Below are 19688 nucleotides of genomic sequence, written 5' to 3' on the forward strand. Positions count from 1 at the left end.
TGGTGCAAATGTAACCCAGTGGACCACGACTCCGAATGTCGGCTCTCGCTGCGTTGCCGACGCCCAGCAATCTTAATTTCAGCAAGTCAGCATCTGCCCGACCGCTAAGCCCTCACGACAGGCATGTCAGCCCAGCATGTCGTGTAGCCCGGCGTCCGTCGCTCCTGCTTCATCGTCCATGCCCGCCTGTCTCCCGCCAGCCCGGCACTGGCCATCAGCACTGTGCCCCGGCCGTAGCGCTGGTTCAGGTCATCCAGGGTTGTCATCAACCCTCGTCTATCGGGCGCATCGTCATCCTGCAGATCCAGCTCGCCTTGCTTAACCGTGTCCGGCTGCAGATCAAGCAACATGACCCCGGCCTTGGCCAGCTTGAAGCCCTGCTTGTAGATGGCACGCAACCCGGCCAGAGCCGCGAAGACGATTTCGGCGGTATCTGCGCTGGGTCGGCGCAGCGGAACGCTGGTCGAGCAGCTGTATTGAGGGTCTTGCCTGAACGGGCTGGTGCGAATAAAACACAGCACTTGATTGGCGTTGCTGCCTTGCTTGCGGAGCTTCTCAGCGGCCCGGGTGGCGAACTCCGTGACGGCTTCACTTAGATCCGCCAGATCTGTTACTGGATGGCCGAATGACCGGGTACAGGCGATTTCCTGTTTTGGCGCTGGCGCGTGGTCCAGCTCAAAGCAGGGCGTCCCCTGCAACTCGCGGATGGTTCGCTCTAGCACCACCGACCAGCGACCTCGCACCATCGCCGGATCAAGCCGGGCCAGATCAAGCACGGTGTGGATACCACCCTCGTTCAATTGTGAGCTGATGCGCCGGCCAACGCCCCAGACTTCGCTGACGGCGGTTGCAGCCAATACAGCGTCCAGCTCGGTCGGTGTCAGTGCCGCCAGATTGCACACCTGCGCCAATTGCTCGGGATAGGTGCCGGGCTTGCGCTCTGCCGTCTTGGCGACGTGGTTGGCCAGCTTGGCCAGGGTCTTGGTTGTGCCGATGCCGATCCCGCACGGGATGCCAACCCACTGCAGGATGCGGGCACGAATTTTGTGGCTGCGCTCCACCAAGTCGCCGCGCACCCCGATCAGATCGATGAACGATTCATCAATGGAGTAAATCTCCTGCCGTGGGCCAAGCCCAGCGGCGATGCTCATCATGCGATCGCTCAGGTCACCATACAAAGCAAAGTTGGCCGACAAGACCACCAGTCCTTCCGACTCTGCCAAATGCCGGATCTTGAACCAGGGCGCGCCCATAGCGATGCCCAGCGCCTTGGCTTCGTTGCTGCGGGCAATCGCGCACCCGTCGTTATTGCTCAGCACGACCACCGGGCGGCCGTTCAAACTGGGGCGAAACACACGCTCGCAGCTCACATAGAAGTTGTTGCCATCGACCAGCGCGTACATGGCGATTACCGAGTCAAAGCGAGATGCCGTCGACCGACCTGCTAAGGATGGGAAAGCATGGTGGGCGCACGGGCGCGAGCGCGACGATAAGTTCCCACCGGCGCGTAGGGTGTTCGCAAGACGGGCCTTGGTCAAACATGGGGGGGAGGGCGGACAGGCGGTTGCATCGCTCAGGTCCGAAACTGCTTGATGGCGGCGACCACGACGCCCCAGATTTCCAAGGTCTGGCCATCCTTGGGGCTGATGTCGGCAAAGGTCGGGTTGGCAGCCTTGAGCTTTACGCGGCCGGCCCGTTGCCACAGGGTCTTGCAGACGAATTCGCCATCGACCACAGCCACCACGACATGACCCGAGTGCGGCCTGATGGCACGGTCCACCAGCACGACATCATTGTCGAAAATTCCTGCATCCCTCATCGATTCCCCGCGCACACGCAGCAAGAACGTGGCCTGCGGGTGCTTGATGAGTTGCTCCATCAGGTCCACGCGCTTCACGGCATGGTCTTCGGCAGGTGACGGAAAGCCCGCCGCCACCCGGCAAGGCAGTGCATTGACCCAAATGGGCAGGTGTGCAATCGGAGTGGGAGTGACGAAATTTGGTGAGAGGGTCGACATATGAATACTGTTTTTTTATCCAGTATATGTCTTTGCCCCACCTCTCATTGCCAGGTGCATCGTCAATGCCTGCTTTTTAAGCACCGCTCGCCAGCGCAGGATCGACGCCGTTCTGGGAACTTGTCCCTGACGTTATCAACAGCGTAGGACACAGTTCGCGGGTACAACTCGCACCTGCAGTACGCGATACTCGCGCGCATGTCACGTACTCTCGCGTTTGTTTTATTTTTCGCAGCTGGCTTTTTAACGCCCACTTGGGGCGCCACCAAATGTAGTGAACATTTCGTCGGAGGCGTTGCCCCCGCGATCACCAACGTCAAGCTGCAAGCTCGCACGCAGGAGATCTGCTTCGAGTCGTATGCCGTGCTGCACTCCGGCATCAGCCGCACCCCGCTCTATTCGGCCGAGCACCTGACCCGGGCCGATGTAGAGGCGGCGAAGACGCTCTCGCGGCATGACTCATACCACCCTGAAAACTCTTTGCCGGCCCAGGACAGGGCTGAGCTCAGCGACTACGCGCGCTCGGGCTACGACCGCGGCCACATGTCGCCCAATGGCGATATGCCCAACCGTTTCGCGCAGGCCGAGAGTTTCAGCCTGGCCAACATGGTGCCGCAGGTGCACGCCAACAATGCCGGTGTTTGGGCCGGCATCGAGGGAGCGGCCCGGCAGCTGGCTCTTGACGAGGGCGAGGTCTATGTGGTGTCGGGCCCGGCCTTCATTGGGAGCAACATCCAGCGCATCGGCAACGTCTTGGTGCCGACACACCTCTGGAAAGTGCTCTACAGTCCTGCTCAAAGACGCGCCGGCGCCTATGTGATCACCAACGACGACACCCGCGAGTATTCAGCGGTCACGGTATCCGATCTGGAGGAAATGATCGGTGTCAGCCTGCTGCCCGGACTATCCCGCAAGGTCCGAGACAACGGTATGGAGCTGCCAATGCCGACCTCCCGGCGTGGAGCCAAGTCGCGCAAAAGCCCGGCGCAGGAGAAATTTATTCTCAACGCGCTCAAGCGCGCCAGCCAACTTTAAGGAACCCATCCCATGAGTCAAGATTTCAAGCCGTATGCCAACGAAGCCGATGTGCTGCGCATCGGCGACCTGGAGATCGAAAACCGGGTTGACCGCGTGACGCTCACCGGCGATGTGGTGCTCACCAAGGACAAGGCTGGCTTGGCGCTGGCCACGGAGCTGCAGTCGCTCATCGGGCGCATCGTCGATGCGCTTCAGGCGGAAAAGCAGTTGCCGGAGACTGATGAGCTGAAGGTGACCAAGACAGTTAAAAATCCATTTGCATAGATCGGGCGGCTTGGCATTGAAGGTCCACTTAGGCGAATGTGATTGCGCGCAAGGAGGCAACTCACCTTGCGGATAATCAAAGGTGTTTTGATCAACCAATTTTTGTCTGCTACAGACTGGTCAGAGTCATTCGCGGCAGACCGTCCAAGCGACCGCTGAGTTCGCTACCCGACATTTGAGGTGCGGCGGTTCGTAAGACTACCGCCGGTGACCGGGTACTCGATGGGGTGCGGCCGCCGAACCGATTTTGGATAGACTCTCTTGGTTGAAGCTAGGCGCTGGGCTGGCGCCGTGGAAAGCTTCACGAGTCGCTATCATTGGTACTCTAGGTATCGACGCTCCATATAAACGATCGGACCTGGGAGGAGCCCCATTGCAAAAGAACTACCCCGGATTGATCTCCGTGCTGACCGCGGCGGAGCTCGAGGACTTCGTCGACGACTGGTTGCACCAGCGTTGCAAGGATTATTACTCGCACGAGCGGTGGAGCGGAACGGGCGACCTGGGGCGCGATGTCACGGGCTACGTCACCGACCGTCGGATGAACGGGGCATGGGACAACTTCCAATGCAAGCAGCTCAGCAAGCCGCTGTCCGAGAAGGCACTGTTCGTAGAACTGGGCAAGATCTTCATGCATTCGGCGGCAGGAGCGTACGCGCTACCGCGGACCTACACCTTCGTGGCACCCCGGGGTGTCGTGCGCAAGGTGCGCGAGTTCGTCGCGCATCCGGACCGACTGAAGCAGGCATTCCTGGATCGCTGGGACACGTACATCGAGGGTGACCTGGTGGAAAACGCGACGGTGAAGTTGACGCCGGAGATCAAGGCCAAGATCAAGGCGTTTGATTTTGCGAAGGTCCACTGGCTAGACGCCAGACTGCTGGCCAAGGATCCGGCATGCATGCCGGCGGTGGTCAAATGGTTCGATGCCGACCCCGGTCAGAGCCCTAGGGGCGTCGTGCCCACCGCAATCCACCATAGCGAATCAGCCTACCTCGGCCAACTACTGAAGGTGTACGAGGAGCGGGGGCCGGGCACCTACCCCGACCCCGAGGCTGCGCTGGTCTGCCCCCATGTGGGGCCACATCTCAAGAACCAGCGGACCCGCTTCTTCGACGCCACGGCGTTCGACCGCTTTTACCGTGACTCAACGCCAGAGGAGTTCGTACAGACCTTCCGCGACGAGGTCCACCACGGCGTCGTCGACGTCCACGAGGCCGATCACACCAACAAGTTCACCCGCCTGAACAATATCATGCAGCAGGCCGCCGTGCTGCAAGCTTCTGGCGTGCTGGGCCGGCACGCCGGACCGCAGGTCAAGCAGGGCACCTGCCACCTGCTTGCCAACGAGGGGGTCATGCCATGGGATCGGTAGATAGGCCGGCGCCCAGGGCGCACCCTTTTAATAGCACGCTCGAAACTGGCATCCGCGCGCTGGTCGTGCTGGAAGCCTTCTATCCGCGGCGTTGTGACCTGCTGGAGATGACCTGGCTCGATCACCTGGTCGTGCACACAGGGGATCTGGACGACCAAGATACCCCGAGCAGCCTGCACCCGGACCTGCCCAACCGCGCAGCTGAACTCGTGGTGAGGCGGCCGCTGGTTGAGAAGAGCCTTCGGCTGATGCAGCAGCTGCACCTCGTCGACGTCTTCGAGACTGAAGACGGCATCACCTTCGGCGCGAGCGACGACGCCCCGATATACCTCGACCTGCTGCAGGCACCATATTCCGTCGCGCTAAAGGAGCGAGCGAAGTGGATGGCCGATCGCTTTGCCAACAAGCCGGCCGCAGAAATGCGCGAGCAGATGGAAAATCGAATCGGGCGGTGGACCGCCGACTTCCGCGTTGAAGAGCCGTTTGCCGGAGCACGCGCATGAACGGTATCCGGCTGCGCCACCTAGCCTTCACCGGTCCAAACATTGAGCCTGCCAAACTTAAATTCGTCGACGGCCTGAACATCGTCTATGGCGCGTCCAACACCGGCAAGTCGTTAGCATCGGAAGCATTGCTCTTCGTGCTCGGCGCGGTTTCCAAGCTTCCAAAGACAGATGAAATCAAGCTCTACGACGCGGTCTGGCTTGGCCTAACCCTTGGCGACCAAGGAGCGTTCACCCTCTATCGCCCTGCCAAGGGTGGAAACCTCAAGCTTTTTCCGGGTCTCATTTCCTCCCACCCGACCGGCAAGGGCGAGGTGTTGTCGGGGAAGCACAGCGCGAAGGCAACCAACTCTGTCTCCTACCGGATACTTGAGACGTTGGGCTTGCAGGACAGGTGGATCGTGCGTAATGCTAGCGGTGAGAAAGAGCAGCTGGCCTTCCGCGTACTGGCGAAGTTCGCCGTGGTTGGGGAGGAGGACATCATGTCCAAGCGCAGCCCCATCTACGTGTCGAACAGCTATACGGAGCGCACCCTCGATCAAAACCTGTTCAAGCTGCTCCTCACCGGTCAGGACGACGCGACCGCCGTGACTGTCCCCACCGAGCCTGCGCGGATGGCCGCCAAAGCGGCCAAACTGGAGCTCGTCGATGAGCTGCTGGCACAGCTCGACAGGGAACTGGGCGACTTCCCGGCAGACCGCACGAAGGTGGACGGCCAGCTCGCGGAATTGGAAGCTAACGGCGCTATGTCCACAGCGGAGCTACAGGCCGTGCAGGCCAAGTTGGATGACAACGCGGCCGAGCGGCGGGCCGCGGTTGACCGCCGCCACGAACTCATCGCACGAGCGGCAGAACTCGACATCACTTTGGAGCGCTTCGCCAAGCTTCAAGCGGTCTACAGCTCCGATTTTGACCGGCTGCATTCCATCGAGGAGGGCGGCAGCCTGCTGGCCGCCATGGCCGGCCGTGATTGCCCGGTTTGCGGCGCTCCGCCCGGGGCGCATAAGCACCAGCACGCCGCTGAAGAGATCTCCATAGCGCATACGGCCGCAGCAGCCGAAGCCCGCAAGATCGAACGTGAGCAGCGCGAACTGGCTAACGTCGTCGGTTCGTTGCACGCAGAGGCACTGGAGCTCGCGAACTCCATCGCGTCGCTCAAGGGCCAGATTGAAGAATTCGATCAGCACGCTCTGGGCCTGCGCCCCACGGAAGCGTCGCTGCGAAGCAGCTTCGAAAACTTCAACGAACAGCGAGCTGAACTCGGCAAGCAAATCGACCTGCACCTGCGGCGTGAAAAGCTGGCCAGCCGCCGAGCAGAGATTGACGTGGCATCCACGAAGAGCGACCGTACCCCTCTTCCTGTGGGTCCTGAATCCACGGTGCTCTTCGAGTTCGGCGAAACCGTCAAAGCGGTCCTGACCGAGTGGGGTTTCCCGGATGCTGACAAGGTCCAGTTTGACGCAAAGGCCAACGACATCGCCGTCGCCGGCAAGGTCAGGGACGCAAATGGCAAGGGTGTCCGCGCGGTGCTGCATGCGGCTTTCAACGTGGCCGTCGCCGTGCACTGCATCGAAAAGGGTCTACCACATCCCGGCTTCCTGCTGCTCGACACTCCCCTGCTGACGTATCGTGAGCCCCTGAAATCAAAGCATGGCGATCTGTCGGACGACGAGAAAGCGCTGAAGGCAACAAGCCTCGCCGAGAAGTTCTACAAGCATCTCGCCAGCTTAGAGAAGAAGCTTCAGGTCATCGTCATAGAAAACTCCGACCCGCCGGCTGCGATCCAGGAACTGGCGTATATCGAAGTCTTTACAGGTGTGGTCGGCGACGGACGCTATGGGCTTCTTGCCCGCCATACCGGTTGACGTTTGCAAAATCGGACCGTCAGGGAATTAAATATGGTTATGACGCTTGACAAGGGTCCGTCGGGCCGTATTCGGGGTCTGCGGGAACTCCTGGTAGGTATGACTCGGCAAGATGTCTTGCTGGCCTTGCAAGCCTTCTCGCCGGAAGCAGCGCAAGACAGTGGATACGGCGAATCAACGGATTACGACCTGATCCACGAGGGGCACGCCTACCCTCCCAAGGCGATCTTTGGATTTGCGGCACAGCGCATCGCTGGCCGGACACTCAGTGCAAATGAGTTCTCAGGAGGTGAAAGCTCACCGTGTTTCCTCATCTTGAGGCTCCTGGGGTTTGAAATTGTCAATAAGAAACCAACTCTGCAAGGCAAATCGTTAGTCGCAGGACTCGTGCGCGGGAAGACTTACGACCGCTTCGATGTTTCCCAGATCTTTGAGCCAGGTTGCAATTTCACACGTGGCGCAGGACGGTGGGGTATTTCAGGCATCGTCGAAGTACCACAGAGGAGTGGAAATTTTGTTTTCCTTGTTACCCTGGAGAAGCCTCACGAAGGCAATCCGTACCAGGACGCACTCACGGAAGACGGGTACTTGATCTGGGAGTCCCAATCACGGCATGAATTAGATTCGCCCGCGATCCAAGAAATGTTGGGTCACGATCTCGAGCAGAACAATATCCACTTGTTTCTGCGTGGAAACGCCGCCTCGGACTATACGTATTTTGGCTTACTGGAGTACTTCTCACACGACCCGAATTCAACCAAACCTGTTCATTTCATTTGGCGAATTCTTAACTGGGACTTCGAAAAGACCTTGCTCCAGAGCCTAGGCATCACGCTCAGAGCGCCGCTTGATCCTTCATACACCCCGACAACTCAGACGCCGAAGGTTGGGAGGCTTGTCCAAGTCGATCCACCTAGCCTGCCACGCGATTTAGCCTCTGCAGCACGCACTCGGCGAAAGGTTGTTGCCCCAAAAAAGAGCGTTGACTGGGCCGCACGCGATGCTCGAAACAGGCGGCTTGGCCTTGAAGGTGAGAAGCTGATTTTTCAATTGGAAATCGACGAACTTACCGCTGGTGGGCAGTCGGACCTTGCGGCCAAAGTGAAACACATCGCTTTGGTTGATTCGGCGGTAGGCTATGACATTGCATCTTTTGCACCCGATGGGACACCGAAGCGGATAGAAGTGAAGACAACGCAGGGGCCGTTATCCGCTCCGTTCTTCATCTCAATCAATGAAGTACTTGCGTCGCGTGAAGACCCCCTGAGTTATTGGATTTACAGGGTATTTAGCTTCAAGCCAGATAGCGGCGAGGCGAAGTACTTCGTCATCAACGGGGATGTCGAAGACACCTGTGAACTGATGGCAACGAACTTCAGAGCGAAGCCAGGAAAGTCAGGTTTTCTGGGAATCTAAAGCAAGTTTTGACGAATAATCCACTTGGCGTCAATTAAGCAACCACTAAGCCGCTGTGGCATTCGGCTTACGGTGTAATGTGCAACCGCCATTTTTGCGCGCTTTCAGACTGCCGCTAACACTTGTGGATATACGGCGAAGTGTCTTCGTTTTTGGGATTTACGACACAGCACGCAACTTGCCCGGCTCGGCCTTGGCATCGAACACAATGCCGGCCTGTTCCAGAATCCAGGCTTCAATCTTTTCATGGTGCAGGCGCAGCAGCTCCAGCGGGCGCACCTTGTAATGCTTTTCAGCCGTGGCGCTGGGCTTGTGGCCTTGAATCTGTGCCACCACTCCGGCGGGCGTTTCCAGCCACTCAGTCAGGCTGGCAAATGAACGGCGCAACCCATGCAAGGTCAGGCCCTCCAACCCGGCGGCTTTGCAGGCGCGGGTATGGGGATTGTTAGGCTCCGTCAGACAACCGGTTGCACTGGTGAAGCTGGGAAACACCCATTGATTGCGACGGGGCAGGGCAGCCAGCAGGTGCAGCATATAGGGTGTGGCCGGTATCTCGCGGGTTCCCTCAACCTTGTCGCGAATGCTGATGCCCTTCCATTGGGTGTTCACGTCCTCCCAGCGCAGCGCCAGGACTTCACCCGGCCGCGCGCCCGTTAGTAACATCATTTGCAGGCAGGCGGCAATCACCGGGTTCTGGATTTTTTGCACCGCGGCAAACCAAGGGGCCAGTTGCTCGCGCTGCAGCACGTCCGATTTGGTCCCGGCCTTGCCCAGCGACTCGCGGGCCTTCTTTGTCTTGGCCGGGTTCTTGGTAGGCAGCAATTGGGCATAGGCGGGTTGCTCGCCACACCACGTCAAAAACACGGTCAGGAGCCGCCATGCCAACCGGGCAGACGATGGGCGGGTCTTGCCTTCATCGGCCGCCCAGCGCTCAATCGTGGTTTGGTCGAGGTCTTTGAGCGCCAGCGGCATCAATGCGGCCAGCGGCCCCGGCTTTGTCAGCGCCTTGCCACCACCACGGCGGCCAGACTTCAAGCCCCCAGCCTTTGCCTTGTCCATGTGGTCCCGGTAGTGCAGGGCGCCCCAATGCGGACGGCGCTCCTCGACGTAGGCATCCCACACCTGGCCCACGGTAAGCGCGGCTAGTTTGTCGGATTGAACTTTGGCGGCTGCGGCGGCTTTGGTTATTGTTGCGGCGGCCTGCCGGTCGCGCTCTACTTCACGCGGGTCCGTTCCAGCGTCAACCAGCATTTTGTATTTTTGCGCCTCGGTGCGGGCGTTCTTGATCGGCCAGTCGGCCACCGTGCCGATATTGATGCGGATGGTTGCCCCGTTCAGCCGGGCCTCGAAAACGTAGGTTTTGCGGCCGGTTGGCGAGACTCTGAGCGCCAGGCTCGGGGTGTCGGTGTCCCACAAAAAGGCTTGTGTTTTGCCGGGCGGGCAGGAAAAGGCGGCCACCCGGCCAGCGGTCAGGCTTACGCGGTTTGTTTGGTTTGTTATTAAGGTCATGGTGTCCTTTTGTGGCGCCCTTAAAATCTGTAGGCAATCTGTAGGCAAATTAGCCCAACAATGGTGCATTCAGATCAACACTCGGACTGTTCGTAAACCCAGCACAAACACTGTAAGCTGTTGATTTATATAGATTATACAACACAGGTCAACAAAGCGAAATAGAAAAAAGTCAGGATTGTGATTCCTGTTGTCGTGGGTTCGAGCCCCATCAGCCACCCCAGTATTTGAAACCCAGTATCCATGCGGGTTTACACGGTATTTGGGTGTATTGTGTGGGTGCAAAAATCAAAGCCTCCTGAAGCAATTCTGGGGGCTTTTTTGTGTCTCACTTCTAGTTGTCGTATCGGATTTGGCCGGTAGATGCATCACAGGTTAAGGCTTTTATGGCAGTTGCTGATCTGTGGTGGTCTAATTTAAAAAGACACAACGATAGGTTTTTTAAAAACTAAATGGCGACAGAAGTGAACAATCAGAAATCCCGAAGAACGTTTGACGCAAGCTTCAAGCTCCAGGTGGCGCAGATGGTCAAAATTCAAGGCTTGAGCATCAGTTAAGTATGCAAAGACATGAAGCTTGGTGAAAGCGCCGTCAGGCGCTGGCTCAGTCAGTTTGACGCGGAGCAGCAGGGCCAAAGCGGCATCGGCAAACCGCTCACGGCAGAGCACCACCGCATCAGGCAGTTGGAGCTTGGAAACAGGCAACTGCGAGGCGACGTGGAGATATTGAAAAAAGCATCGGCCTTCTTTGCCCGAGAACTCAGATGAGCTACCAGCTCGTTGAAGACTTGCAAAAGAAGGCCGTGCCCGCAATAACCGTCAGCCAGGCGTGCCACGTCCTTGAGGTCAGCCGCTCAGGCTATTACGCAGCATCCAAGCGGCGGAGCACAGCACCGGTGGTGTGTGCCGCCAGCGTTCATTTGAGGGCAGCCTTCGCGGCCAGTGGGCGTACCTACGGCAGTCGCAGGCTGTGCGCTGCACTGCGCAGGTTAGGCGTACGATGGACCGCCACAGGGTACGCAGCTTGATGCGCGCCAACGGGCTGCGCTCGGTTTGGAAGCGCAAGTTCGTGCACACCACCGACAGCCAAGCACACCATGGCAGTGTCCCCCAATGTGCTGGCCAGGCAGTTTGGCAGTCCGTTGCCCAATCAGGCCTGGGTCTGCGACATCACCTACATTCGCACGCGCAGTGGCTGGCTGTATCTGGCGGCAGTGCTGGACTTGCATTCGCGCAAGGTTGTGGGTTGGGCGATGGCGCCAGAAATGCCCGCAACGCTGGTGTGCACGGCCCTGCAAATGGCTATCGTGCAGCGCAATCCCGCAGCGGGTCTGGTGGTGCATTCGGACCGGGGAACGCAGTACGCCGGCGCGCAGCATCAAGGATTGCTGAAAAAGTACGGATTGGTTCCCAGCATGAGCCGTCGTGGGAACTGTTGGGACACTCAGTCTAATATTCCGCTGAGCGTCGCTTTCGGCCTGACCCGTGCTGGGATTGGCGAGATGTCTTTGCGTTGACCTGTCGGCCGATTGCAGCGCTCATCTCGGCAAAGCCGGGCCTGCTGCAAGTGACCTAATAGGAGCCTTGTTCTGCACCCTGAGTGTCCTGTCCTTCTGCATGGTTTGGTGATGCCACCATTTCTTAGCATAAGGAGGTCGCATGGAATACCTAAAAAGCCCAGAAGTCATTCTTGGCGTTGACACCCATCTCGACGTTCACGTCGGTGTCGTCATAGACACAGCTGGCCGTGTGATGGGCACCCTCTCGGTTGGTACCAATAATGATGGGTACAGACAACTGCTCTGCTGGGCGCAGGAATTCGGAATGCTGCGCCGCGCTGGCATTGAAGGCACAGGCTCCTACGGTGCAGCTCTGACGCACATGCTTCAGACTAGTGGCATCACAGTCATCGAGATCAACCGACCTGACCGTTCACGCCGGCGTGGCCGCGGAAAGAGTGACGCCACCGATGCAGAGAGTGCCGCACGATCCGTTCTCGCGGGCGATGCGACATCCATTCCCAAGGCCCACAACGGGTTGGCGGAGGGATTGCGCACTTTGAACCTGGTGCGCCGCAGCGCAGTCAAGGCAAAGACTCAAACCATCAATCAAATACGGGCCTTGCTTGTAAGTACGCCGCAGGCGATCCGTGATGTTGCCTACAAACCCGATGCATCGAAATGCGTGGCGGCGTGTGCTGGGCTGTCACAGAACAGTGTCTCGGCGACACTGGCAAGCCTGCAGACAGCGCTCCACCTTCTGGCAAAGCGCTGGATAGCCCTGAATGATGAGCTGCGCGAACTCGATGCAACACTGGCTCGCTTGACCAAAAAGGCAGCTCTCAGGCTGCTGTCTCGGTTCGGCGTCGGCCCGCAAACCGCCTGCACTTTGCTGATCACTGCGGGTGACCATCCCACCCGTTTGCACAGCGAAGCAGCGCTGGCAGCGCTTTGCGGAACCAGTCCTTTGCAGGCATCCTCTGGCAAGGTCCACCGCCACCGGCTCAATCGTGGCGGAGATCGCCAGGCCAACAACGCCTTGTGGACCATTGCAATGGTTCGCATGCGAAGTGACGTACGCACCAGGCAATACGTGGCACGACGCACGGGTGAAGGACTGTCAAAGAAGGAGATTCACCGCTGTCTGAAGCGCTACATCGTTCGCGAGCTGTATCCGCTCATCCTGGCCAATTTGAAAGACTCCGTATCTCCTGCTTGACATAGGAGCGTCAACGCGGTTGCCGAGTCATTCTTCAGCAGCCTGAAGAAGGAGCGAATCAAACGACGCATCTATGCTTCCCGCCAAGAAGCCAAGTCAGATGTGTTTGACTACATCGTCGGCTTTTACAACAGCACGCGGCTGCATTCCAAACTGGGGAACTTGTCACCCAACGCTTTCGAGCGTGAATCGGCAACTCAGCAACCTATTGATGTGCCCGAAATAACTTGACCACCACACCCCGGTGCGCCCCGAGTTGCCCACCGCGGCTATGCGTTAGTCGCAAGCGACGCTCGCCGCCGTAGACAACTTTGCATCGTTTGCAACCCCGCCCGCAGTCCACTTATAAATCGGGGAAAGTTGTTCAAACAAGCGCAGCCACTTCTGTCTGCATGAAGCCGAGGTCTATGACCGTGCGATCAATGTGCGGATTCTGAGGCTGCGACTCAAGATCGAAGTTTATGCGGCCAACCCCAAGTTGATCATCACTGAGCGCGGCGCCAGCTATCGTCTGGCCAGCGAGGTCGAAACCCTGTACCGACCCTCGTCAGTGCTCAATCCGTGGCCCCTGCCGGTTCAAGTCAAGCGCAGGGCAACGTAAATCTTCTCCGCGCCGCACGAGCAGACTGCTCACCATATTTATTCGCAAACGGCTGAAACTCTTGATCAAGTGCCTCAAAGCGAATCTCTCAACATCTCCGTATAGTCCTCGGCACTCGCCAGCCGAGGATTGGTCTTGTGGCAATGATCGGCCAGAGCGCCTTCAAGGATGTGGCTGAACTGGTCGCTCTGCACGCCCATGGCGGCCAGGCCGGTGGGCAAACCGAGGCGGGCGTTCATGTCTTTGATTGCTTCAGCGATGTCGCTGGCTGCTGCCAGTCCCATGGCGCGGGCCATGCGCTGCAGTCTGTGCTCTTTCTGCACCGAATCGGCCTGGGCGTTAAAGCGCACCACGGCCGGCAAGAACATGGCGTTCAGCGTGCCGTGGTGTAGCCGAGGGTCAACGCCGCCCAGGCTATGGCTCAGGGAATGCACGCAGCCCAGACCTTTCTGAAAGGCCATCGCGCCCTGCATGGAGGCACTCATCATGTTCAAGCGCGCCTCGCGGTCGCTGCCGTCGCTGGTGGCGCGTTCGATGTGCGCCCAGCCGCGCTCCAGGCCGTCCAGTGCGATGCCGTCGGCCGGCGGGTTAAAGGCGGCTGACATGAAGGTTTCCATGCAATGCGCAATCGCGTCCATGCCGGTGGCCGCGGTCAATTTGGCGGGCAGGCCTAGCGTAAGTTCAGGGTCGCAGATCGCGGTTTTGGGCACCAGGTGCCAAGAGTGAAAGCCGAGCTTTCGGTGGTCGTCGACGATGATGATGGCGCCGCGCGCCACCTCGCTGCCGGTGCCGCTGGTGGTCGGCACGGCAATCAGCGGGGCGGCACGCTCGGTGATTTTGAGCGAGCCGCCTTCAATCGTGGCATAGGTCTTTAGTGGGCCTTCGTGCGTTGCGGCAATCGCCACACCCTTGGCGCAATCAATCGCCGAGCCGCCGCCCACGGCAATCAGGCCGTCGCAGCCACTGGTTTTGTACAGCGCTGCGGCGGCGCGCACCGCCGCTTCGGTCGGGTTGGAGGGGGTCTGGTCAAACACGGTCACTGTCATGCCGGGCAGGGCGTCCAGCGCTTTTTGCAATAGGCCAGCGGCCTTGACGCCGGGGTCGGTCACGATGAGGGGCCGGCTGATGCCGACGCGCTCGCATTCCTGCTTGAGCAGTTGGATGGCACCAAATTCAAACTGGACCTGGGTGATGTAGTAGATAAAGGCCATGGCTTGCTGTCTTTCTGCGTTGTAGGATGCGGGCTATCGCTGATTTCCCCATCTTGCCCGAATCGGCTGCCCTTCACTTTACTAGCTGAAAAAATTCATGAATTGCAAGCGAACCCTGATCATCGTCACCTCGGCGATAGCTGACCTGCAGGCTCTGCCGAGATCGGTAAAGGTGCCGACGCCAGCGGCTGCCCGATAAATGCGCTCCCGCCCTGCACAGGCGCTGCTGACGCACACCATGCGCGATGTGATCAGCCGCATGGCTCGCGCCAAACGCCCGCCCATACATACGCTGACGCCTGCGCAGGCCCGCGCTGCCTACGAAGCCGGTGCTGGCGTTCTGGAAATCCCTCAGCCGGCGCTGGCGCGGGTTGAGGACTTCAGCATGGCGGCGCGCGACGGCCATGCCCTGGCGCTTCGTCTGTATGCACCATCCCACGAACGTCTGCCGGTGCTGTTGTACTTTCACGGTGGCGGCTTCACGATTGGCAGTATCGCGTCCCACGATGTGCTGTGCCGCCAGCTCAGCCATCTTGCGGGCTGCGCCGTGCTGTCGGTCGGCTACCGCCTGGCACCCGAACACAAATTCCCGACTGCCACCAATGATGCCTGGGATGCCCTGCAATGGTTGGTGGCCCATGCAAACGGTAAAGGGCTGGACGCGCAACGTCTGGCGGTGGGCGGGGACAGCGCGGGCGGCACCCTGGCCACGGTGTGCGCCGTGCTGGCGCGCGATGCCGGCTTGCCGCTGGCGCTGCAACTGCTGTTTTACCCGGGATGCGCCGCACATCAGGACACGCCCTCGCATCAAAAGTTTGCCCAGGGCTTTGTTCTTGAAGATGCCGGCATCAGCTGGCTTTTCAGCCAGTACCTGCGCAGCCCGGCCGAGCGCGACGATTGGCGCTTTGCACCGCTCAATGCGTCCGATGTGGAGGGTGTGTCTCCGACATGGATCGGCTTGGCTGAATGCGATCCTCTGGTTGATGAAGGCGTGCTGTATGCCGACAAGCTGCGAGCTGCCGGCGTGCCGGTAGACTTGGAGATCTACCGCGGCGTGACGCACGAGTTCATCAAGATGGGTCGCGCTATTCCCGAAGCCCGACAAGCCCACGCCGACGCGGCGCGCGCCCTGCGCCAGGCATTTGGCACGCTATCAATTTGAACCACAGCCTTACCATCGGCCTCGCCATGACACGACAAGACTTTCGCTTTATTCACCGCCTGCGCGTGCGCTGGGTCGAAGTTGACATGCAAAAGATCGTCTTCAACGCGCACTATCTGATGTACTTCGACACCGCCATCGCTGACTACTGGCGCGCGCTGGCGCTGCCGTATGAAGAGGCCATGGTGCAACTCGGTGGCGATCTCTTCGTCAAGAAGGCCAGCGTCGAATACCACGGCTCTGCGCGTTTTGACGACCGGCTTGAAGTGGCGCTGCGTTGTGCCCGCGTCGGCAATTCGTCGCTGGTTTTTTCAGGCGCCATTTTTCGCGGTGACGAGTTGCTCGTCAGCTGCGAGCTGGTTTATGTGTTTGCCGACCTGGCATCGCAAACATCCAGAACGGTGCCCGATGGCCTGCGCAACTTGTTGACCCGCTATGAAGCCGGCGAGTCCATGGTGGACATCCAGACCGGCGAGTGGAGCACCTTGGGCAGTGATGCCGCGAAACTCCGAACCGCCGTTTTTGTGCAGGAGCAAGGCATTGCGCCGGAGCTGGAGTGGGACGAAGCCGACAATACAGCCTTGCACGCCGTGGCCTACAACGGCCTGGGGCAAGGCGTCGCCACCGGGCGGCTGGTCCGGCACAACAGCGATGCTGGCAAGAATGTAAGCAAGATAGGCCGCATGGCCGTCCACCGTGCGCTGCGTGGTGCGCATTTCGGTCAGGCCCTACTGCAGGCGCTGACGCAAGCCGCCCAACAGCGTGGTGACGCCGAGGTCATGCTGCATGCACAGCGCGGCGCCGAAGGCTTTTACCAGCGCCTGGGCTTTGCGCCGCGCGGCCAGCCTTTTGATGAAGTAGGCATTGCGCACATTGAAATGTTCAAGTCGCTTTAGGCCGTCTCTCACTGACCGACACCAACCCCTTGGCGGAACGGGCAGGACATTTGAAACCCTCCAATCGAGCCGTTTTAAAGCGCTGCCTTTTGCCGCCAGCTGACCAGGTCGCTGCTGACCAGGGCCGTATCGGCACCGTTAACGCGGGAGGAGCCCGTTTTGTCTGCCCGTTGCAGATGCAGATGCGTGCGCTCTTGCACTGTCATATCCCAGCGCCGCAAGTCTGCCCGGTCGTCCCGCGCGCAGGCCAGCAGCAAGGTGCTGCTGCGTGTCCCGTAGGCGCGCTCGGGAAAGTCTACAAAAGCGCTGGACAAGGCCTCCTCCATGGCCACCATGGCCAGCGGCACGCCGGTGGCGGGCAGCTGCTCGTGCGGCGTGCGCTCGCGGTTGCCCAGCGCAGTCCACAACAAGTCTTGCAGCGTATCGTCGGTGGGCGCATGGGCTTGAGCGGTAAGAGCATCCGCCAGCACGCGCTGCAGTGCCGTGGTTTTGGGCCATGGCGTGTTCAGCGCCGCATTGGAAAGGCCGTACACGCCGGGCGCCAGCGCTTGCATGTGCAAGGTCGAGGCGGCGCCAAGCCGATTGGTCAGCCAAGTCCAGGCATTGGTCTGAAAATCGCCCAGCACCAGATTGAAGCCGCCGTAGGCCGCGCCGTCTTGCTCCAGCGCCAGCGCAAAGTCCCTGGCGTCTCCGCTGGCTTCTAGCCAGCGCGTCACCAGTTCGCCGCGCGAGCGGGGTGCGGTCGGCGGCTCGGCCTCACGCACATTGGTCAGAAACGCGACGCGCCCGCCGGGGGTGATGCCCAGCCAGGTGCCACCGCTACGCAGGTCGCGGCCGGCGATGATTTCCTGCCCGGTCGAGCTGTGCCAGCGGCCTAGCGGCAGCGTCGGGCGATTCAGGAATTCGTCGCGGTTGGCCGCAATCACCAGCGGCCAGCGCGCCGAGCTGTTGATAGCGAAGGCGACGAGGCACATCCTAAAGCCCTTGAAGCAGAGTAACTGGATTTGCGATTCGGGATTTGCGCGACTCAGATGTCTTCGAGCAGCGCGTAGGGCAGGGACAGCAGCGTCAAGGCAGCGCCGGGGGCACTTCCGACACTTCCCAGCGTCAGTTGGCCCTGCGCTGAATTGGCAGCGGCCGAGGTCTGCATGGACACAATCGCGTCAAATCCGCCCGAAGGATGGGCAGCGGCGGCCGCCACCATGCCGCAGGGCTGCTCCGTATCCGAGGCGTGAAACACTTCCTGCCCGACAACGGGCGCTGCGGCCGTATGCATCAGATAAGCGCGCCGTTTCAGCGTGCCGCGGAACTGGCTGCGCGCCACGATCTCCTGGCCGGGATAGCAGCCTTTCTTGAAGTTCACGCCGCCTACCGATTCGTAATTGAGCATTTGCGGCACAAAGGCCTCAAAAATCGGCTGGGTAATCATGGCGATGCCGGACTGCACGCTCAGCCAGTGCCACAGGCCCAGGTCAAGCGGCGCGCCGGCGGGTGGCTCTGCGCCGGCGGGCGCACACCACAAGGCGCGCGGCTGACCGGCCCCGGGGTACAAAAATACCAGGTTTGCAGCATCAAAATCGACCTTAGCCCAAGCAGGACGGGCGCCACTAGCTATCGATTCAATAGCATCCAGAGCGCCGCCCGTCACCCCGTACAAGGCGAACTCGTCGCTGGCGTCGCTGAGCCTGGCTTTGGCTCGCAGCACAAACATCGATAGGCGCTTTAGCGTGGCAGCCAGTATGTCGCGGCTGCATACCAGCAGGATTTCTTCGTCCGCACCCGCCATCCGCTTGAAGACGACAAAGCTGGCCTGCATGCGGCCCTTGGCATTGCAAAAAGCGGCCAGGTGGGCTTCTGACAACCCCAGCAAAGCCACGTCCTGTGTCAGCTGGCCCTGCAAAAACTTCACGGCCTCGGCACCGGCCACGCGAATCACGCCGAAATGCGTCAGCGGGGCGACACCGGAAATTTCTGAAGTGGCTGGAATGGCTGTGTCAGTACGGGTCATGGTTTGGGTGTTGGCAGTATGGTGAAGGTGGCCTGAATTATCATAGCCCGGTAGATTTTTGTTTAGTCTTGAAAAGGTAGTTTGCCTGTGCGTCGTGTCTTTACAAGTTTGCTGATAGCGATGTTGGTAGCAGTGCTGCTGCTGTTTGGCGCAGCCTTGTGGTGGCTGCACGAACCGATCCCGCTGCGCCTGCAGCCGGGCAGCCAGGTGGTAGACCTTGAAATCGAGCCAGGCACCTCGGCCAACGGCGTCGCCGAGGTGATCGTGGCCAGCGGCGCCGATGTGCCGGTGCTGCTGCTGCAGGCCTGGTTTCGCCTGTCGGGGCAAGCCCGCCTGATCAAGGCCGGTAGTTATGAACTGCTGCCCGGCACCACACCGCGTAAGCTGCTGAGCATGCTGGTGCGCGGCGAGGAAACGCTTAAAAGCGTCACGCTGGTTGAAGGCTGGACCTTCAAGCAGTTGCGTACAGCGCTACAAAAATCAGAGCAGCTTGCGCCCGACTCAATTGGGCTAAGCCCCGAAATCATCATGGAAAAGCTGGGCAAGCCGGGCCTCCACCCGGAAGGCCGGTTTTTTCCCGACACCTACACCTATGCCAAAGGTGCCAGCGATCTGGCCGTCCTCAAGCGCGCTGCCCGGGCCATGGACAAGCGGCTCGACGTCGCCTGGGCTCAACGCAGCCCGGATACACCCCTGAAAACGCCGGAGCAGGCCCTGATTCTGGCCAGTATTGTCGAAAAGGAAACCGGCAAACCTGCAGACCGGCTGCAGATTGGCGGTGTCTTCACCAACCGCCTGCGCATCGGCATGCCGCTGCAGACCGACCCCACCGTGATTTATGGACTGGGCCTGCAGTTTGACGGCAACCTGCGCAAGCGCGACCTGCAGGCCGACACGCCTTACAACACCTACACCCGCGTCGGCCTGCCGCCCACGCCGATTGCCATGCCCGGCAAAGCCGCCTTACTCGCTGCCGTGCAGCCGGCGCCGACTAACGCACTTTATTTTGTGTCGCGCAATGACGGCAGCGGCAGCAGCCATTTCAGCGCCAGCCTGGAAGAGCACAACCGTGCAGTTAACCAATACATACGGGGCAAGTAGCCAGC

General features: G+C 60.0%; 17 protein-coding genes and 2 pseudogenes. 13 read left to right on the forward strand and 6 right to left on the reverse strand.

The window, feature by feature from the left end; translation table 11 throughout:
- Window positions 1-104: 104 nt before the first annotated feature.
- Both HHJ18_RS14535 and umuD read right to left on the reverse strand, forming a co-directional pair.
- Complete coding sequence (locus HHJ18_RS14535) at window positions 105-1403, reverse strand: Y-family DNA polymerase (protein WP_296916403.1); 1299 nt, start codon at window positions 1401-1403, stop codon at window positions 105-107.
- Window positions 1404-1573: 170 nt separating this feature from the next.
- Window positions 1574-2017, reverse strand: a complete 444-nt coding sequence (gene umuD / locus HHJ18_RS14540) for a translesion error-prone DNA polymerase V autoproteolytic subunit (RefSeq protein ID WP_296916405.1) — start codon at window positions 2015-2017, stop codon at window positions 1574-1576.
- Between the two features lie 198 nt (window positions 2018-2215).
- Here umuD and HHJ18_RS14545 point away from each other — a divergent pair, with 198 nt between their 5' ends.
- The 6 genes from HHJ18_RS14545 to HHJ18_RS14570 all read left to right on the forward strand — a co-directional run bounded on the left by HHJ18_RS14545 (window position 2216) and on the right by HHJ18_RS14570 (window position 8478).
- Window positions 2216-3052, forward strand: a complete 837-nt coding sequence (locus HHJ18_RS14545; protein ID WP_296916407.1) for a DNA/RNA non-specific endonuclease — start codon at window positions 2216-2218, stop codon at window positions 3050-3052.
- 12 nt (window positions 3053-3064) lie between these two features.
- Window positions 3065-3319 (forward strand): hypothetical protein, encoded by a 255-nt coding sequence (locus tag HHJ18_RS14550; RefSeq protein ID WP_296916408.1) that lies wholly within the window; start codon window positions 3065-3067, stop codon window positions 3317-3319.
- Between the two features lie 373 nt (window positions 3320-3692).
- Window positions 3693-4694: an ABC-three component system protein gene (locus tag HHJ18_RS14555; RefSeq protein ID WP_296916410.1), complete on the forward strand. Its 1002-nt coding sequence runs from the start codon at window positions 3693-3695 to the stop codon at window positions 4692-4694.
- The gene (locus HHJ18_RS14560; protein WP_296916411.1) at window positions 4682-5197 is read left to right on the forward strand and encodes an ABC-three component system middle component 2; all 516 of its coding nucleotides are present in this window, start codon (window positions 4682-4684) and stop codon (window positions 5195-5197) included. The genes HHJ18_RS14555 and HHJ18_RS14560 overlap by 13 nt, the downstream gene beginning before the upstream one ends.
- On the forward strand, window positions 5194-7062 hold the full coding sequence (locus HHJ18_RS14565) for a hypothetical protein (RefSeq protein WP_296916413.1): 1869 nt from the start codon (window positions 5194-5196) through the stop codon (window positions 7060-7062). The genes HHJ18_RS14560 and HHJ18_RS14565 overlap by 4 nt, the downstream gene beginning before the upstream one ends.
- 33 nt (window positions 7063-7095) lie before the next feature.
- Window positions 7096-8478, forward strand: coding sequence for a DUF3427 domain-containing protein (locus HHJ18_RS14570; protein ID WP_296916415.1), 1383 nt, complete (start codon window positions 7096-7098; stop codon window positions 8476-8478).
- A 159-nt stretch (window positions 8479-8637) separates the two neighbouring features.
- On the opposite strand, the gene HHJ18_RS14575 is transcribed toward HHJ18_RS14570, so the two are convergent.
- Window positions 8638-9987: an integrase family protein gene (locus HHJ18_RS14575; RefSeq protein ID WP_296916417.1), complete on the reverse strand. Its 1350-nt coding sequence runs from the start codon at window positions 9985-9987 to the stop codon at window positions 8638-8640.
- 452 nt (window positions 9988-10439) lie between these two features.
- Between HHJ18_RS14575 and HHJ18_RS14580 the strand changes: the two are divergent.
- The 4 genes and pseudogenes from HHJ18_RS14580 to HHJ18_RS14595 all read left to right on the forward strand — a co-directional run.
- Window positions 10440-11428: pseudogene (locus HHJ18_RS14580) on the forward strand (IS3 family transposase); the annotation flags it as partial.
- A gap of 217 nt (window positions 11429-11645) precedes the next feature.
- On the forward strand, window positions 11646-12704 hold the full coding sequence (locus HHJ18_RS14585) for an IS110 family transposase (protein ID WP_296916419.1): 1059 nt from the start codon (window positions 11646-11648) through the stop codon (window positions 12702-12704).
- A 12-nt stretch (window positions 12705-12716) separates the two neighbouring features.
- Window positions 12717-12935: pseudogene (locus HHJ18_RS14590) on the forward strand (IS3 family transposase); the annotation flags it as partial.
- A 157-nt stretch (window positions 12936-13092) separates the two neighbouring features.
- Complete coding sequence (locus HHJ18_RS14595) at window positions 13093-13305, forward strand: winged helix-turn-helix domain-containing protein (protein WP_296916639.1); 213 nt, start codon at window positions 13093-13095, stop codon at window positions 13303-13305.
- A 74-nt stretch (window positions 13306-13379) separates the two neighbouring features.
- Here the strand turns inward: HHJ18_RS14595 and HHJ18_RS14600 are convergent, their stop codons facing one another.
- Window positions 13380-14516 (reverse strand): iron-containing alcohol dehydrogenase, encoded by a 1137-nt coding sequence (locus HHJ18_RS14600; protein WP_296916421.1) that lies wholly within the window; start codon window positions 14514-14516, stop codon window positions 13380-13382.
- Between the two features lie 199 nt (window positions 14517-14715).
- Between HHJ18_RS14600 and HHJ18_RS14605 the strand changes: the two genes are divergently transcribed.
- Window positions 14716-15678 (forward strand): alpha/beta hydrolase, encoded by a 963-nt coding sequence (locus HHJ18_RS14605; RefSeq protein ID WP_296916424.1) that lies wholly within the window; start codon window positions 14716-14718, stop codon window positions 15676-15678.
- A gap of 26 nt (window positions 15679-15704) precedes the next feature.
- The gene (locus HHJ18_RS14610) at window positions 15705-16574 is read left to right on the forward strand and encodes a YbgC/FadM family acyl-CoA thioesterase (protein WP_296916426.1); all 870 of its coding nucleotides are present in this window, start codon (window positions 15705-15707) and stop codon (window positions 16572-16574) included.
- A 74-nt stretch (window positions 16575-16648) separates the two neighbouring features.
- Here HHJ18_RS14610 and HHJ18_RS14615 read toward each other — a convergent pair whose 3' ends face one another.
- The gene (locus HHJ18_RS14615; RefSeq protein ID WP_296916428.1) at window positions 16649-17548 is read right to left on the reverse strand and encodes an NRDE family protein; all 900 of its coding nucleotides are present in this window, start codon (window positions 17546-17548) and stop codon (window positions 16649-16651) included.
- A 53-nt stretch (window positions 17549-17601) separates the two neighbouring features.
- Complete coding sequence (locus HHJ18_RS14620) at window positions 17602-18582, reverse strand: folate-binding protein (RefSeq protein ID WP_296916430.1); 981 nt, start codon at window positions 18580-18582, stop codon at window positions 17602-17604.
- A 120-nt stretch (window positions 18583-18702) separates the two neighbouring features.
- Here HHJ18_RS14620 and mltG point away from each other — a divergent pair, with 120 nt between their 5' ends.
- A complete protein-coding gene (gene mltG, locus HHJ18_RS14625; RefSeq protein ID WP_296916432.1) occupies window positions 18703-19683 on the forward strand; it encodes an endolytic transglycosylase MltG in 981 nt (326 codons plus the stop codon).
- The last annotated feature ends 5 nt before the right edge of the window (window positions 19684-19688 follow it).

This window comes from Polaromonas sp. (genome assembly GCF_012927455.1).
In the GTDB taxonomy this organism is placed as follows: domain Bacteria; phylum Pseudomonadota; class Gammaproteobacteria; order Burkholderiales; family Burkholderiaceae_C; genus Polaromonas.